This window comes from Ruegeria sp. BHSB058 (assembly GCF_059613285.1).
Genome location: NZ_JBXWSF010000038.1, coordinates 1 through 15,767, shown reverse-complemented (window position 1 = coordinate 15,767; position 15,767 = coordinate 1). Strand labels below are relative to the sequence as shown.

Sequence of the window (15,767 nt, the reverse complement as noted above, 5' to 3'; positions counted from 1 at the left end):
AAGAAACGGACCTTCTTCGTTAATTTCTATTATCCCCCGTCCATATAACGGCGGGCGCTCAATCATGTTCAACCGCCGCGACAGGCGGTTCGAACTTATCCACTTTCCTGCATCGCGGCCCACCCCCCGGAGTATCCCGATGCAAACCCGACCCGAAATCAGATCTGTTGGCCTCATGGGCTTTGGCGCATTTGGTCGCCTGATCGTCCGGCAGCTGTCACCGCTTGTTCCCATCATCGTACACGACCCGATGATGAACAACGCACCTGCCAGTATCACCTGCGGCACCCCGCTTCAGGTTGCGCAATGCGATCTGATCATTCTTGCCGTGCCTGTCAGCGCTCTGGATACGACGCTCAAATCCATTGCCCCACATCTGCGGTCCGGGGCCATCGTTGCCGACGTAGCCTCGGTCAAGATCGGCCCGGTTCAAGCCATGGTGAGGCTCCTGCCATCCGACGTCCAGATTGTCGGCACGCACCCATTGTTCGGACCGCAGAGCGCAAAGGAAGGCGTGCAGGGTCGAAAAATCGCTGTATGCCGAATTCGCGGTGACGCCTGCCTGACACTCGCCGCCCTGATGCGCCGCCATCTTGGCTTGCGTCCTTTTCTTGTAACAGCCGAAGAGCATGACCATGAGGCCGCCATCGCACAGGGCCTCACCCATTTCATCGCCCGCGCCATGACCGCTCTGGAACCGTTGCCAAACCGTCTGACCACCGCAAGCTTTGATTGTCTGTGCGAAGCGATCGACATGGTGCGTCATGACCCGCCCGGCGTCTTTCACGCTATCGAACAGGACAATCCTTTTGCAGCCTCAGCGCGCGAAAAATTCATGGCACGCGCCGACGCCTTGATGCACGAGCTGGCCCCAAAAAATGATGTGGTTCTCAAACTGGATCAGGCGGTCTGACGATAAATCCCGGTTCCCCTGCACCCCGCCCAACCGCGAACGGCATCGCCAAAGGCAGTGAACAGCGGGCGCGACACCGGGTCGTTGGCGGCATCCCATTCGGGGTGCCACTGCACCGACAGGGTAAAGCCCGGTGCATCCTCGACATAGATCGCCTCGGGCGTGCCATCCGGAGCATGACCATCAATGACAATACCCTTCCCCGGCACCTTGATACCCTGCCCATGCAAGGTGTTGGTCATCACCTGCGGCGCGTCAAACAGCCGGTGAAACACACCGTTCTCCGTCAGCGTGACGACGTGGCGCAGCGCGAATTTCTCCTCCAACGTGCCGTCAGGTGGCATGCGGTGATTCATGCGTCCCGGCAAGTCCCGGATCTCCGGGTAGAGCGTTCCGCCCAGCGCGACGTTCACCTCTTGGAACCCACGGCATATCCCCAGGATCGGTTGACCGCGTTCGACGCAAGCGCGGATCAGAGGCAGGGTAATTGCATCCCGCGCCCGGTCAAACTCGCCATGCGCATCGGTCGCAGCTTCGCCATATTCCTCCGGATGAACATTGGGGCGTCCACCGGTGAACAAAAACCCGTCGCACACTTCCATAAGCTCGGCCACCGAAACCAACCGCGGATCGGCGGGTACCAGCATCGGCAGACAACCTGACACGTTCGCAACCGCGTCCGAGTTCATCGTCCCCCCGGCATGCGTCGGATATTCATCGTTGATCAGGTAGGAGTTTCCAATGATACCGACGACCGGGCGCGCCATGGGTTTTCCCAATTTGTTGAGTGTGTTGCCCCGAACCTAGCGCGTCGCAACTGGCCCCGCAACAGAACACGGCCTGCACGACAGCGCAATGTGATGTTCATTGATGCACTCAGCCCACATGTCCCGCTCCCCACCCAAACACGTCACACTCCTCAACAATCCCGCACGGGCGTCACAAATTGGACACAAAAATCGGCCAATCGACACATGTGAACCTTTTCCGATCGAGGTATCATGAGCGACGCGTCTCATTGTTCCGACACAGTTCTTTTGCGCCGGTTTTTCAAGTCCGCGTTGCAGGCCAATGAGATCTTGCTCCTGATCCTGCTGGTCGTGACCGCCTTGCTTTGCGTCGTCGTATCCACAGCTTACGCTAAGCCCGTTGATTGGCGCGGTTTCGGCACCGGCGCGGCATCTGCTGCGGCCCTCTTCGCGGCTGGACTATATATACGGCTTCGCAAAAACCGCGAAAACCTCGCCCACCTGGCCATCGCGAACAGTATTTATCTGGGCTTCACCTGTTTTACGACGCTCCTGATTTTCCTGCGCTTTCCGACGCAGGATCTGAGCACCGACCTGACCCTGATGCGAATTGACGCCGTTTTCGGGTACAGCTGGCCCGCATTCGTCGAGTTTTTCGGGAACTATCCCCTGGCCTCGCGGGTTCTGGGCCTTGTCTATATCAGTTCTCTGGCACAGCTTTTTGCTCTGGTGGCCTTTTTATCTTTGACCGGTCAAATTCTTCGATTGCATCAGACACTGCTTGCAGGAAGCATCAGCTTGCTTTTGACCACACTGATCTGGTGGATTGCACCAAGCGTCGGGCCATCGGCATTTTACAATATCCCCGAGCGAACAATTGAAGTGACGGGGCTGGTCACCAACAACGAATACGGCGCCTATCTGAGACATTTGGCAGACAACGGCCTGCCGGAAATTGGCCCGGAAAACATCGTGGGCGCCATTGCATTTCCCTCGTATCACACCGTCATGGCACTTCTGGCGGTCTGGTACCTCAGGGGTACGTGTTTGATTTATCCGGCCCTGGCTCTCAATACCTTGATGATACCCGCAATCCTGATGCATGGCGGCCATCATCTGACAGATGCAATCGGCGGGATCGTGACCTTTGTCATTTCTGCAGTGCTGGCCGGATGGATTGCCCCGGACACGCCCGCCTCGCGGCGAAAAATCAAACCTCTCCGATAAGGCCCGTTGCTTCGATTCCCGCCAGCGCCGCTGCCGCATCATTGTCCGACGTGTCACCGGTCACGCCAACTGCTCCGATGACAGCGCCTTTCTTGTCGCGCAACAGTACGCCTCCGGGTACCGGGATCACCTGCCCGCCATAGACCCCGTTCACGGCCGCCATGAAATAGGCCTGACCTTCGGCGCGCTGCATTTGCGCCGTGCCCGCCATGCCCAACATGATCGAACCATAAGCCTTGCCGTGCGCAATCGCGAAACGGCCCGGCGCCGCACCGTCTTCGCGCTCAAAGGCAATCACGTGCCCTCCGGCATCCAGAACGACAACTGAAAGGGGTTTTAACTCCATCTCGTGGCCTTTTTCCAAAGCCTTTCGGATGATCGTGCGCGCACGCCGCAGGGTAATTGCCATATCCTGTCCCTTTCATCTGGACATCAGAAATCTGCCAGCGGGCTTTTGCCGCTTGCCTATGTATCCTTAGCGCAGGCTGGCCTTCAATTCCAAGCGCCGCGCATGCAACACCGGCTCGGTATATCCCGAGGGTTGTTCACGCCCCTTGAACACCAGATCACACGCCGCCTGAAAGGCGATGCCGTCAAAGCCCGGGGCCATGGGGCGATAGGCCGGGTCGTCCGCGTTCTGCTCATCGACCACAGCCGCCATCTTACGCATTGCGGCCATGACGTCCTGCCCTGATACGACGCCGTGATGCAGCCAGTTGGCGATATGCTGAGCCGAAATCCGGCAGGTGGCGCGGTCTTCCATCAGGCCTACATTGTTGATGTCGGGCACTTTGGAGCATCCGACCCCCTGATCGATCCACCGCACGACATATCCAAGAATACCTTGCGCGTTGTTCTCCACTTCGCGGCGGATCTGGTCGGGCGACCATTTGCGGAACGCTGCCAGCGGGATGTCCAGAACGCCGTCCACATGCGCCCGGCGCCCGCCGGCTTTCAGTGCGTTCTGCACCGCAAACACATCGACCTTGTGATAATGCAGCGCATGCAACGTTGCTGCCGTTGGGCTGGGCACCCAGGCGCAGTTCGCACCTGCCTTGGGGTGTTCGATCTTGGTCTCCAGCATCGCCGCCATACGGTCGGGCATGGCCCACATGCCTTTGCCGGTCTGCGCCCGGCCCTGCAACCCGCATTCCAGCCCGATATCGACATTGAGGTTTTCATAAGCTCCGATCCAGGCCTTGCGCTTGATGAAATCCTTACGGCTGAATGGCCCCGCCTCCATCGATGTATGAATCTCATCGCCCGTCCGGTCGAGGAATCCTGTATTGATGAAAGCCACCCTCGATTTCGCGGCGCGGATACATTCCTTGAGGTTGATCGTCGTACGCCGTTCCTCATCCATTATGCCGATTTTCACGGTATTTCGCGGCAGACCAAGAATGTCCTCGACCATGTCAAAAGTCTCTACCGCAAAAGCCACTTCTTCCGGGCCGTGCATCTTGGGCTTGACCACATAGACCGAGCCATGAACCGAATTGCCGCCCTCACGATCCAGATCGTGCTTTGCGATCATGACAGTGATCAGGGCATCCATAAGCCCTTCGAATGTTTCCTGCCCCTCTCCATCCAGGATGGCCGGGTTGGTCATCAGATGGCCCACGTTGCGCACCAGCATCAGCGCGCGCCCCTTCAGCGCCGCCATCTCGCCGCTGGGAGTGGTATAGGTCTTGTCCCCCGCCAGTCGCCGGGTGAAGGTTTTTCCACCCTTGCTGACCTCTTCGGTCAGATCACCTTTCATCAAACCCAGCCAGTTGGAATAGGCCAATACCTTGTCTTCGGCATCGACGCAGGCGACCGAATCCTCGCAATCCATGATTGCCGAAACAGCGCTTTCCATCCGGACATCGGCCAGGCAGGCCTGATCGCGGCTACCAATCGGATGGGCGCGATCGAAGACCAGCTCTACATGAAGACCGTGGTTGCATAAAAAAACTGAATCCGGCGCGCGCGGATCGCCCTTGTAGCCCGCGAATTTTTCGGGCTGCTCCAACGGCAGATCATCCACCAGCAGCATACCTTCTTTGATATGGTAACGCCGCGCATCCGCGTGACTGGTGCCCGAGACCGGGAACGCATCATCAAGAAACACACGCGCCCAGGCCACAACCCGTGCCCCGCGCCCCCGGTCATAGCCACCGGCCGACGGCAGGCTGCCCAGCGCATCAGTACCGTAAAGACTGTCATACAGGCTGCCCCACCGGGCATTGGCCGCGTTCAGTGCATAGCGGGCATTGGTGATGGGCACCACAAGTTGCGGCCCCGGTATGGTCGCGATTTCGGGATCAACATTTGCGGTTTCGACTTCGAAGTCATCGCTTTCTGGCAACAGATAACCAATTTCGGTGAGGAAAGCCTTATAAGCTTCGTGATCGTGGGCCTTGCCACGGTGGTCGATGTGCCAAGCGTCGATCTTGGCCTGCAGCTCACTGCGCTTGGCCAACAGGGCGCGATTTTTAGGCGTCAGTTCCGCCACCATCCGCGCCAACCCCGCCCAAAAAGCATCCACCGAAACACCACTGGCCGGCAAAGCCCTCGTTTCGATGAACTCTGCCAGTTCAGCGGCCACCTTCAGCCCGTTCCGATCCAGCCTGTCACTCATATTTTCCCGCCCCGCTACTGTGTGCAACTGTATGCAGACCCTACCTAGCGCAGCCCCCTGCCCCCGGCAACCGCCACAAAATCCGGGATTATTCGGATCTGCAAGACAATCCTTTCGGAAATACGAGAAAGCCGATCGATTGCCCACCCGCGCTTGCAGCCCGACGATGAACCATCATAGGGTCGCGACGCAGTCAACCCACACGAGGCCTATGATGCGCGATGCTGCCCCGACCACGATCTACCTCAAGGACTATGCACCATTCGGGTTTCTGATCGACGATGTCCATCTGACCTTCCGGTTGCACCCGACCAAGACCCTGGTCACGTCACGCATCCGGTTCCGCCCCAACCCGGAATCCGGCAACCGCGAGTTCCGCCTCAACGGCGAGAACATGGCCTTGCGATGGGCCAAGATCAACGGGCAGGATTGGAAACCCCACATCCGAGATGGCATTCTAACGGCTACCCTGCCCGATCCCGAGGCGCCTTTCGTGTGGGAGGCCGAGGTCGAGATAAACCCCAGTGCAAATACCGCGCTTGAAGGACTTTATATGTCGAACGGGATGTATTGCACCCAATGCGAGGCTGAAGGGTTTCGCAAGATCACCTTTTATCCTGACCGCCCAGACGTAATGGCCCCGTTCACCGTCAGGATCGATAGCGGTCAGCCCTTTGTCCTGTCGAATGGCGACACAGTGCCCGGGGATGGGCCGCACCCGGTTCTTCTGTCCAACGGAAATCCAGCAGGAAATGGCGAAGGCTGGGCTGAATGGCATGATCCCTGGCCCAAACCCGCCTACTTGTTTGCGCTGGTGGCGGGCAATCTGGTCGCCCATTCCGACCAATTCACAACCCGCTCGGGCCGTAAGGTCGATCTGAATCTCTACGTCCGTCCCGGTGACGAAGGCAAATGCGCCTTTGGAATGGAAGCGCTGAAGAAATCCATGACGTGGGACGAGGAGGTTTATGGCCGCGAATACGATCTGGAGGTGTTCAACATCGTCGCGGTCGATGATTTCAACATGGGTGCCATGGAGAACAAGGGACTCAACATTTTCAATTCCTCCTGTGTTCTCGCCAGCCCCGAAACTTCGACGGATGCCAATTTCGAGCGGATCGAGGCAATCATTGCCCATGAGTATTTTCATAACTGGACCGGCAACCGCATCACCTGCCGCGATTGGTTTCAGCTTTGCCTGAAAGAAGGACTGACGGTATTCCGCGACGCCCAGTTCACCTCGGACATGCGCTCGGCCCCGGTCAAGCGCATTCATGACGTGATCGAGCTGCGCGCCCGCCAGTTCCCCGAGGACAACGGGCCGCTGTCGCACCCGGTCCGGCCAGAAAGCTTTCAGGAGATCAACAATTTTTACACCGCCACCGTTTACGAAAAAGGCGCCGAGGTCATCGGGATGCTCAAGCGTCTGGTGGGTGACGAGGCCTATGCCAAGGCGCTCGATCTCTATTTTGATCGGCACGATGGTCAGGCCTGCACCATTGAAGACTGGCTGCAGGTCTTCGAAGATGTCACTCGCCGCGACCTGAGCCAGTTCAAACGCTGGTACTCGCAAGACGGAACACCACGGGTGAAGGTCGCGGAAAACTGGGCCGATGGTACATATATGCTGACGTTCAGCCAATCGACGCCTGCGACGCCGGGGCAGCCCGACAAGCAACCGCACGTGATCCCCGTTGCAGTAGGCTTGCTTGGTCAAAATGGAAACGAAGTTCTAAAAACAGAGGTATTGGAGCTAACCGAGAAACAGCAAAGTTTCGCCTTTCCGGGCCTGCATTCCAAACCCGTCCCCTCCATCCTGCGCGACTTTTCCGCGCCGGTCATCCTTGAACGCGACAGCACGCCTTCCGAGCGTGCCTTTCTGCTGGCCCACGACACCGACCCGTTCAACCGATGGGAGGCCGCGCGATCGCTGGCGCAGGACACACTGTTGCGGATGATCACCCGGGACGCGGCACCCGACACCAACTATTTGGACGGGATGCTGGCCGTTCTGCGGGACGACAACCTCGACCCGGCCTATCGTGCGCTGATGCTGGGCCTGCCGACCCAGTCGGAACTGGCCGCCACCCTGCACGAACGCGGCACGACACCCGATCCGATGGCAATCTGGACCGCCGTCGAAACACTCCGCCAGGCGACTGCCCAGCATCTGCAGGACCTGCTGCCGCGCATTCACAGCCAGTCGCAAATCGATGCTCCCTATCGCCCCGATGCCGAACAGTCTGGAAAACGCGCTTTGGGGAGTGCCGCTCTGGCCCTGATTTCCCGTCTCGATGGCGGCGCTCTGGCGGCCAAGGCATACGCTAACGCAGACAACATGACCCTGCAGCTGACGTCGCTGACGCATCTTTTGAAATCCGGAAAGGGAGAGGCCGAACTGGCCGCCTTTTATGATCAGTGGAAGGACGACCGGCTGGTGATCGACAAATGGTTCGGTTTGCAAGTGTCGCTGGCCACACCGGAACGAACATCGGAAATCGCACAAAATCTCACAGAACATGCAGATTTCAATTGGAAAAATCCGAACCGATTCCGCGCTCTTTTGGGGGGTCTGGCAATGAACCACGCCGGGTTCCATCATGAAAGCGGAGCGTCCTACAGCCTGCTGGCCGACTGGCTGATCCGGCTTGACCCCGTCAATCCGCAGACCACCGCCCGCATGAGCACTGCGTTCCAGACGTGGAAACGGTACGATACCGACCGGCAAAACAAGATAAAGGCCGAATTGAACCGTGTCTACGCCACTCCAAACTTGTCGCGCGACACGAGCGAAATGGTGTCGCGTATCCTTGGGGGGTAGCTCCCTTGACCGATCCCATTGCAAACAGGTTCGAATTCATCCGCCACAACCGCACCCAACGTGCGGTCGTGATCCTTATCCTTGTCTATGGCGGACTGACCGCACTGATCATCCTGTTCAGTGCCGTATGGTGGTTGGTGGCCCTGCTGGTGCTTCCTACGCTGCCCATACTCTGGGATGTGATTGCGGATACACGGGCCGGCATGAGCCTTGACGACACCGAATTGAGTTGGTTCACCGGTCGGCGCAGCGGCAGCTTGCCACTGAGCGAGATAGAGTATTTCCGTTTTGACACTCGCTGGGATTTCTCGGTCCGTGTTTCGGCCTGTCTGGCCTCCGGCAAACGTGTTCGCCTGCCCGACGAGTCGATGCCCCCGCACCGCGAGTTCGAAGAGGCCCTCCTCAATAAGGGTATCCGCACCGAGCGTCACCACTTCCGCGTGTTCTGAAAAACTGCAAACGCGCCATTGCCCTTCCGATTTAATAACATTGCTGTGTTTGGTCGGCTGCCGGCCATGTTTCTGCCGCAATGCGAGGCCACACAATGCAGAGTTTTACGAGTAGCTTCCTGATGGACGTATCAATGTTTGAGATTGCTCAGAGATTTTCCTCTCTCCTGCCTGGTTGGCGCCGATTTGACTGCGCCTCCAAGAATGCCTTCTGGATGCTCCCTGATGAGCGCGCCAGTGCGCCCGAGGAGCGCCTTTTCATTCCCGTCGCCACGCGTAGCGCCGACGATCTGATCGGCCGCGAGAACCTTGATCGCGGTCGCGACCTTGCCCGACAAGAGCTGTGGTCACAACTCGCGACAGAGATTGCCGACGCTGACGCTGCGCGTGCCAAGGCTCCCAGCTGCACTCCGATTGCAGAGCTATTGGCCTATGGCGCCAGATCGGATGTCATTCTTGCGGTCGAACACGGTCTGGCCGAAGGGGTTGCCGCCGACGATCCTTCGCTGGTCGGCGGTATAAACGATCTGGAAGTCGTGCTAAAGGAAAACGACGATAACCCGATGATCGGTCTGGTGGTCGCGCAGGCTCATATCGATGTTGCGTGGGCATGGCGCGGCACGGGATGGGAAACAACTCTCCCCCGGATCAATCGCGAACGCTGTGCCGCCCATTTCGATCGGGCACACGCGTTGCTCACCAAATGCCGCGAAGCTGCGCCCGACAGTCCCAGCGTTATGTCAGCCTGCTGTGCGCTTCTGGCTGGCCGCAGATCACCGGGTATCAGGGTTGCAGATCAATATGAAACACTGATTGCTCTGGACCCCGCCAATCACCGCCACATGCGGGCGATGGGCAACCACCTGTTGCCACGGTGGTTCGGCAGCTATGACGAACTGGAACTCGAAGCGCGCCGCGCTGCATCCTATACACAGGCCCAATGGGGCGCGGGCGGATATGCATGGGTTCAGTTCGACGCCATTGCGCTGGATGAAAATGCCTGCGCCCGTGTGGATGTCGAGTTCTTTATCGACGGACTGCGCGATATCGCGCAGCGCCGCCCGGATCAGGAAATGATCAATCTGCTTGCTGCCTATTGCACCATCACCCTGCAGAATGGCCTTGGCCTTAACGAAGAAGCCGACCTTGCCCGGGTTCGCATAGCCGACGCTGCCAACTGGCTGATCCGCGAGCATCTGACCGAGTTGCATCCTTTGATCTGGGCGCATGCCGCAGACGGGTTCAACAACAGTGCGCGCATCAACTCTCCCAGCAGGTTCGCCGCTCGCGGCTATCGGCAGGCGCTGGAGGTCATCGCAACGATGTTCCGGGACGAGTTACGCGGCGGGCAGCACATCACTTTCACCCCGTCCGGCCCGCAAGTTCACGCGCAGTAGCGCGCTGCAAGTTCTTACGGGAACCCGCGATCCTTGGTTCTAACTCGCCCTTGGCGCTCTGAACCCCGGTTTTGCGGCTTCCCCCATGGCCGGGAACACACACGGGTTTCCATTGCCCCTTGCCCCTCGCGCCTGCCGGGCCTAATACGCAAGCTCAGACTGCTGCGGAAATGAGGCGCGCCATGCTCGACCTGACCTATGAAATGCCCAAACCCAAGATCATTGCCGGTGCCAAGCACGACTGGGAACTGGTGATCGGGATGGAGGTGCACGCACAGGTTTCGTCCAATGCCAAACTGTTCTCGGGTGCATCGACCCAATTCGGGGCCGAGCCGAATTCAAACGTCTCGTTTGTCGATGCAGCGATGCCGGGAATGCTGCCGGTGATCAACGAATATTGCGTTGAACAGGCTGTGCGCACCGGGCTGGGCCTGAAGGCGGATATCAACCTGAAATCGGCCTTTGACCGCAAGAACTATTTCTATCCCGACCTGCCGCAAGGTTACCAGATTTCTCAGCTTTATCAACCGATTGTGGGCGAAGGCGAAGTGTTGGTAGAGATGGGAGACGGCACCGCGCGCATGGTTCGCATCGAACGCATCCACATGGAACAGGACGCCGGCAAGTCGATCCATGACATGGACCCGCACATGTCCTTTGTCGACCTGAACCGGACCGGTGTCTGCCTGATGGAGATCGTCAGCCGCCCCGATATTCGCGGACCGGAAGAGGCCGCCGCCTATATCGCAAAGCTGCGCCAGATCATGCGCTATCTGGGCACCTGCGACGGCAACATGCAGAACGGCAACCTGCGGGCGGACGTGAACGTGTCGATCTGCCGTCCCGGTGACTACGAGAAGTATCAGGAAACACAGGATTTTTCGCATCTGGGCACGCGCTGCGAAATCAAGAACATGAACTCGATGCGGTTCATTCAGCAAGCGATTGAGGTCGAAGCCCGCCGTCAGATCGCCATCGTCGAGGCCGGTGGAACCATCGATCAGGAAACCCGGCTTTACGATCCGGACAAGGGTGAAACACGGTCGATGCGGTCCAAGGAAGAGGCGCATGACTATCGCTATTTCCCCGATCCCGACCTGCTGCCGCTGGAGATCGAGCAAGCCTGGGTGGACGACATCGCCGCCCGTCTTCCAGAGCTGCCGGACGAGAAAAAATCTCGTTTCATCAATGACTTCGGCCTTACCGACTATGACGCTTCGGTGCTGACCGCCGAGGTGGAATCGGCCGCGTATTTCGAGGAAGTTGCCAAGGGTCGCAGTGGAAAACTGGCCGCGAACTGGGTGATCAACGAGCTGTTTGGACGGCTGAAAAAGGAAGATCACGACATCACCGAAAGCCCGGTTTCCCCGGCGCAATTGGGCAGCATCATCGACCTGATCTCGTCGGACGCAATCTCGGGCAAGATCGCCAAGGACCTGTTCGAAATCGTCTATACCGAAGGCGGCGATCCTGTTGAAATCGTTGAGAAACGTGGCATGAAACAGGTCACCGACACCGGCGCCATCGAAGCCGCGCTGGACGAGATCATCGCCGCCAACCCGGCGCAGGTCGAAAAGGCCAAATCGAACCCGAAACTGGCGGGCTGGTTCGTCGGTCAGGTGATGAAGGCCACCGGCGGCAAGGCCAACCCCAAGGCGGTGAACGACCTGGTCTCGGCCAAACTGGGCCTCTGAACTGTCCGAATTGTACAGGTTCTGACAGGGGTCTTGTGCGAATTGTACACCTTGGAAGGGCACCCGATCGGGTGCCCTTTGCATGGATTTTGCAAGTAACCCGATTTCCCGACTGTTCAGGAGCGGCCCGCAATTGAAACGCGTTTCACTTCCCAAGAAATTCTTCGAAAGCTTCGCCCGCAAAACCAATTGACGGGCTTCAGCTTTGCGGGGCTTTGCTGCCCTCTGCTGCGTGTGCAGATTATTGGGCAAGTTAAAAGTCGCTACCAAGCAGACCTTTGCTGCTTGTGCGGCATGGACAGACCAATGCGGCTGTTATGCGCAAAAAGCCAACTCTGCAAAGTTTGGCCCGTTTCCCGACAGCAGCCATTCGTGTAGCGCGCGGCGAAAGCCGGGCGAGAGCCCATTCAAGACATTCGTTGCTGTTCTAATATCAGGTACTGGACTCAGCGACTGGCAATCTGTGCGGCAACAATTTCGGCATCGTCGCCAACGCCGCACAGCAAAGCAGATCTTCGTGTGCGCATGAAATGCAGCCCGACAAAAAATAGGCCGGGTACGGCGGTGCTCGCCCCTTCCCTCTGGACAGGAAAACCTGCCTCGTCAAACGCATCGGACCAAGGCAGCCAGGAACTGTAGTCCGGGCGGAAGCCACCTGTGAAAATGACGCTTCCGAAAGGTTTTAGATCGATAGACGCCTCGCCCATCTCTTCGAAAGGTTCAGGATCAGGCAGATCAGGAAATTCCAGATCGTTTTCATCCGCAAATTTTTGGAAATGGTCGCGCAACTGCATGTATCGCGCATCGCCCCAATTCACGCTTTCGGCTAGATCTGGAGAGAAACGCGCAAAGCCATTCTCAGCGCCCCGGAAACGGCCGGCCAGCCTTATGCCCTTATCCGCAAGAGTCCGGAAATGCAGATCGTGGCCACCACCGTGCCCTGACGCTTGAATATTGGCAAACAACCTCGCTTCTGGCGGAAGTGTGGTCGCGTCGACATCCAGAAATCCCGATTCAATGAGCCACCACATGATGTCCTTACCGCCGATTCGACGAACTCCCCACGGCGCACGCCCGCAGGCCAGGACCACATTTCGCCCGGCATCGAAAATCTCTTCCGCCAATTGACAGCCAGTCTGCCCGCTTCCGATGATCAAAACGTCCCCGTCCGGCAATGCGGAAACCCTGGTGAAGCCCGTGCTGTCTATTACATTCAGATGGTCAGGGAGCGTTTCGCTGCCCGGCGGATAGAACGGACGTTGATACGCACCAGTTGAAACGACAAGGTTCCTGGCGCGAAATTCGCTCTTCCCGTCAATGTCGAGTTCAAAACCTCCATTTTCGTCCGACCGCACAGCGGTAACATTGGCACCGGTCCTTGCAGGACAGTTGAACGAAGCTGCATAACGCTCCAGATAAGAAACGATTTCGTCGCGCGGCATGAACCCGTCTGGGTCGTCACCATCGTAGGGGAAGCCGGGAAGCTGAACAGACCAATTGGGCGTAACCAGACAGAAGTTCTCCCAGCGATTTGCCCAACCGGCGCCGATCCGGTCCTTTTCCAACACGATATGATCGACGCCGACTCTGCCGAGTTCAAAGCTAGCCGCCAGTCCCGCCTGACCGGCCCCCACAACAATCGTGTCTACGAAACTCATCGTGCATGCCCTCCCCATTTACTCAATAAGTTAACATTGCTTGGCGTTTTCTGTCACGCTTGCCGGAAAAGGTTTCTCAAGTGTCTGCTTAGTCCGCGTCTTACCAGTTCACACCTCGCGCAGCGAAAGTCGATCCACCCCAGACCTGCCCTTGCTGCAGATCGCGGCGAAGGTTCCTGGAGAGACCCAACCTTTGAGTTCGATTTTCTCGCTGCACGCACTCGCAGCAAAGTACATTCTGCAGAGGCATGAAATTCCGTGATGCTGTTCTGTGACGATATCGGCCAATCGTAAATCACGCAGCAACTTTGGGTGTGAATTAATAGATGGCAAACAGATCTTTCATTCAAAAGAACGAAACCTGGGTAAGGCAAGACAAACTTTCACACTGTTGGATGCTTGTGTTTGTTTCTGACCAATAGGCATAGTTGAAACGGCTGCTGGAGGATCTCACGTTTTGCGCGTCGCCGGAGCTCATTGGCGCAGCAGAGACGGGCGGCGGTCGACAACCAGTTGGTGAAAAAATTTCACACACGCCAAATAGATTTCCTTAAGGCAAAAACGAAATTCCGTGCAGATTTTCCCAATGCGTTTCCAGCCAGGGAAGATCAAAATGACAATAACGAGACGAGTATTCACCATCGCCGCGACAGTTGCCGCGTTCAGTGTCAGTGCAGGAACAGGTATTGCCGGAGAAGCGCTCGATCGCATCATGTCCGACAACAAGATCATGGTCGCGACCGACGCGAACTGGGCCCCTCAGAGCTTTCTGAATGACAACAACGAAATGGATGGGTTCGACGTTGACGTCGCGCGTGAGATCGCCTCGCGCCTTGGTGTCGATGTCGAGTTTGTGACCCCCGCCTGGGACATCATTACTGCCGGCAACTGGAACGGTCGCTGGGACGTCTCTGTTGGATCGATGACCCCGACAAGCGCGCGCTCCGAAGTGTTGAGTTTTCCGGCTGTCTACTACTACACTCCGGCGGCGGTTGCTGTGCACCAAGACAGCTCTGCCGGATCGCTGGCGGACCTGAATGACAAAACGATGGGTGCAACAACATCAAGCGTTTTCGAACTCTATCTCCAGCACGACCTGACAATTGATGCGGAAGGTGTTCCAAGCTTCGAATACCAGATCACCCCGGGTGAATTGCGGTCCTACAAGGATTCGACTGCTGTCATGGACGATCTGCGGCTTGGTGACGGCACTCGCCTTGATGGCATGGTCGGATCGCTTCCTTCGTTGCTTGAGGGAATCAAAAACAACTATCCGCTTAAGATATTGGGCGATCCGGTATTCTACGAACCGCTGGCCATTGCCATCGACAAGGGCGATCAGGATCTGAACGACAAGCTGACCTCTATTGTCGCTGAGATGCAATCGGATGGTACCCTGACCGCGTTGAGCGAAAAGTGGTACGGGGTCGACTACACCTCCACCAAATAAAAACAGAAATCGGTCGGCCTGTCCCAAACTGGCCGACCGACAGTAAAGGCGGGCCAATGCTATACGCAGATACAGTGGTGAGCGATCCGCTTGTCCACAAACCCAAGATGATTGCCGTGATGCTGGCGGCTGCAGTTGCATTCTTTTTCCTGATCGACACGAGCGGATCAGTTTTTGGCGAGATGATGCGCCCGGTGATTGGAGAGCCCGGAGAATCCGGGCTGTACGGAAGATTCGCCACGGGCCTCGTGCTGGGCATTCTGCTCGTGTTGAACATTGTTATAATCGGGTTTCTCAATTTCCGCCTGCAGGTGATCGTGGTCTGGTTGCAATTGCTGGCCCTGTTTCTGGCCTTTTTCTACGGCTTTGATCTGAACTTTGAGTTCATCCGTTCAAAAGTCTGGTTCATGGTCAGTCAGGGTGTGTTCACCACACTGTACGTCTCGGCCATCTCGATCACGCTGGCCTCGATTGTGGCCATCATCGGGGCGGTTGCAAAGTTGTCCTCGAACGGGTTTGCCTATGCGATTGCCAGCTTTTACACCTCATTCTTCCGGGGCCTGCCGCTGCTGATGCAGGTCTATCTGATCTATCTGGGCCTTCCGCAGCTGGGCTATGTGATCGACGCGGTCCCGGCGGGGATTCTGGCGCTGACGCTTTGCTATGGCGCTTACATGACCGAGATCTTTCGGGCCGGTATTCAATCCATTGCCAAGGGCCAATGGGAAGCGTCGCGCTCGCTGGGTTTCAAGTTTGGCCTGACCATGCGCCGCATCATCCTGCCACAAT

At 57.6% G+C, this 15,767-nt stretch carries 12 protein-coding genes; 8 read left to right on the top strand and 4 right to left on the bottom strand.

The annotated features are described in order from the left end of the window. The first annotated feature begins 139 nt into the window (after positions 1-139). Positions 140-913: a prephenate dehydrogenase/arogenate dehydrogenase family protein gene (locus tag AC2FNB_RS11430; RefSeq protein ID WP_496746407.1), complete on the top strand. Its 774-nt coding sequence runs from the start codon at positions 140-142 to the stop codon at positions 911-913. On the opposite strand, the gene AC2FNB_RS11425 is transcribed toward AC2FNB_RS11430, so the two are convergent. Continuing rightward, positions 901-1,680 carry a gamma-glutamyl-gamma-aminobutyrate hydrolase family protein gene (locus AC2FNB_RS11425; RefSeq protein WP_480749247.1) on the bottom strand — a complete coding sequence of 260 codons (780 nt, stop codon included), beginning with the start codon at positions 1,678-1,680 and terminating at the stop codon, positions 901-903. The genes AC2FNB_RS11430 and AC2FNB_RS11425 overlap by 13 nt on opposite strands. A 234-nt stretch (positions 1,681-1,914) precedes the next feature. On the opposite strand from AC2FNB_RS11425, the gene AC2FNB_RS11420 reads away from it, so the two are divergent. Continuing rightward, positions 1,915-2,889: a phosphatase PAP2 family protein gene (locus AC2FNB_RS11420; RefSeq protein WP_496746405.1), complete on the top strand. Its 975-nt coding sequence runs from the start codon at positions 1,915-1,917 to the stop codon at positions 2,887-2,889. Here the strand turns inward: AC2FNB_RS11420 and AC2FNB_RS11415 are convergent. Both AC2FNB_RS11415 and AC2FNB_RS11410 read right to left on the bottom strand, forming a co-directional pair. Beyond that, positions 2,873-3,298 (bottom strand): GlcG/HbpS family heme-binding protein, encoded by a 426-nt coding sequence (locus AC2FNB_RS11415; RefSeq protein ID WP_480749245.1) that lies wholly within the window; start codon positions 3,296-3,298, stop codon positions 2,873-2,875. The genes AC2FNB_RS11420 and AC2FNB_RS11415 overlap by 17 nt on opposite strands. 66 nt (positions 3,299-3,364) lie before the next feature. Next, positions 3,365-5,509 carry a malate synthase G gene (locus tag AC2FNB_RS11410; RefSeq protein WP_496746403.1) on the bottom strand — a complete coding sequence of 715 codons (2,145 nt, stop codon included), beginning with the start codon at positions 5,507-5,509 and terminating at the stop codon, positions 3,365-3,367. A gap of 214 nt (positions 5,510-5,723) precedes the next feature. Between AC2FNB_RS11410 and pepN the strand changes: the two genes are divergently transcribed. The 4 genes from pepN to gatB all read left to right on the top strand — a co-directional run bounded on the left by pepN (position 5,724) and on the right by gatB (position 11,870). Then, on the top strand, positions 5,724-8,330 hold the full coding sequence (gene pepN, locus AC2FNB_RS11405) for an aminopeptidase N (RefSeq protein ID WP_496746401.1): 2,607 nt from the start codon (positions 5,724-5,726) through the stop codon (positions 8,328-8,330). A gap of 5 nt (positions 8,331-8,335) precedes the next feature. After that, positions 8,336-8,779, top strand: coding sequence for a hypothetical protein (locus AC2FNB_RS11400; RefSeq protein ID WP_496746399.1), 444 nt, complete (start codon positions 8,336-8,338; stop codon positions 8,777-8,779). A gap of 215 nt (positions 8,780-8,994) precedes the next feature. Continuing rightward, positions 8,995-10,176 (top strand): hypothetical protein, encoded by a 1,182-nt coding sequence (locus tag AC2FNB_RS11395; protein ID WP_496746397.1) that lies wholly within the window; start codon positions 8,995-8,997, stop codon positions 10,174-10,176. 182 nt (positions 10,177-10,358) lie between these two features. Continuing rightward, a complete protein-coding gene (gatB, locus tag AC2FNB_RS11390; protein ID WP_496746395.1) occupies positions 10,359-11,870 on the top strand; it encodes an Asp-tRNA(Asn)/Glu-tRNA(Gln) amidotransferase subunit GatB in 1,512 nt (503 codons plus the stop codon). Between the two features lie 446 nt (positions 11,871-12,316). On the opposite strand, the gene AC2FNB_RS11385 is transcribed toward gatB, so the two are convergent. Next, positions 12,317-13,528, bottom strand: coding sequence for a flavin-containing monooxygenase (locus AC2FNB_RS11385; protein WP_480748571.1), 1,212 nt, complete (start codon positions 13,526-13,528; stop codon positions 12,317-12,319). A gap of 613 nt (positions 13,529-14,141) precedes the next feature. Here AC2FNB_RS11385 and AC2FNB_RS11380 point away from each other — a divergent pair. Further along, positions 14,142-14,978: a transporter substrate-binding domain-containing protein gene (locus tag AC2FNB_RS11380; RefSeq protein WP_496746393.1), complete on the top strand. Its 837-nt coding sequence runs from the start codon at positions 14,142-14,144 to the stop codon at positions 14,976-14,978. 77 nt (positions 14,979-15,055) lie between these two features. Next, the coding region (locus tag AC2FNB_RS11375; protein WP_496746391.1) for an amino acid ABC transporter permease at positions 15,056-15,767 on the top strand (712 nt) is incomplete at its 3' end.

What these genes read in the sequence shown, in the direction of transcription:
- pepN (WP_496746401.1), top strand. Translation starts at nt 5,724, where the DNA reads ATGCGCGATGCTGCCCCGACCACGATCTACCTCAAGGACTATGCACCA.
- gatB (WP_496746395.1), top strand. Translation starts at nt 10,359, where the DNA reads ATGCTCGACCTGACCTATGAAATGCCCAAACCCAAGATCATTGCCGGT.
- AC2FNB_RS11425 (WP_480749247.1), bottom strand. Translation starts at nt 1,680, where the DNA reads ATGGCGCGCCCGGTCGTCGGTATCATTGGAAACTCCTACCTGATCAAC.
- AC2FNB_RS11415 (WP_480749245.1), bottom strand. Translation starts at nt 3,298, where the DNA reads ATGGCAATTACCCTGCGGCGTGCGCGCACGATCATCCGAAAGGCTTTG.
- AC2FNB_RS11395 (WP_496746397.1), top strand. Translation starts at nt 8,995, where the DNA reads ATGCTCCCTGATGAGCGCGCCAGTGCGCCCGAGGAGCGCCTTTTCATT.
- AC2FNB_RS11380 (WP_496746393.1), top strand. Translation starts at nt 14,142, where the DNA reads ATGACAATAACGAGACGAGTATTCACCATCGCCGCGACAGTTGCCGCG.
- AC2FNB_RS11420 (WP_496746405.1), top strand. Translation starts at nt 1,915, where the DNA reads ATGAGCGACGCGTCTCATTGTTCCGACACAGTTCTTTTGCGCCGGTTT.
- AC2FNB_RS11430 (WP_496746407.1), top strand. Translation starts at nt 140, where the DNA reads ATGCAAACCCGACCCGAAATCAGATCTGTTGGCCTCATGGGCTTTGGC.
- AC2FNB_RS11410 (WP_496746403.1), bottom strand. Translation starts at nt 5,509, where the DNA reads ATGAGTGACAGGCTGGATCGGAACGGGCTGAAGGTGGCCGCTGAACTG.
- AC2FNB_RS11385 (WP_480748571.1), bottom strand. Translation starts at nt 13,528, where the DNA reads ATGAGTTTCGTAGACACGATTGTTGTGGGGGCCGGTCAGGCGGGACTG.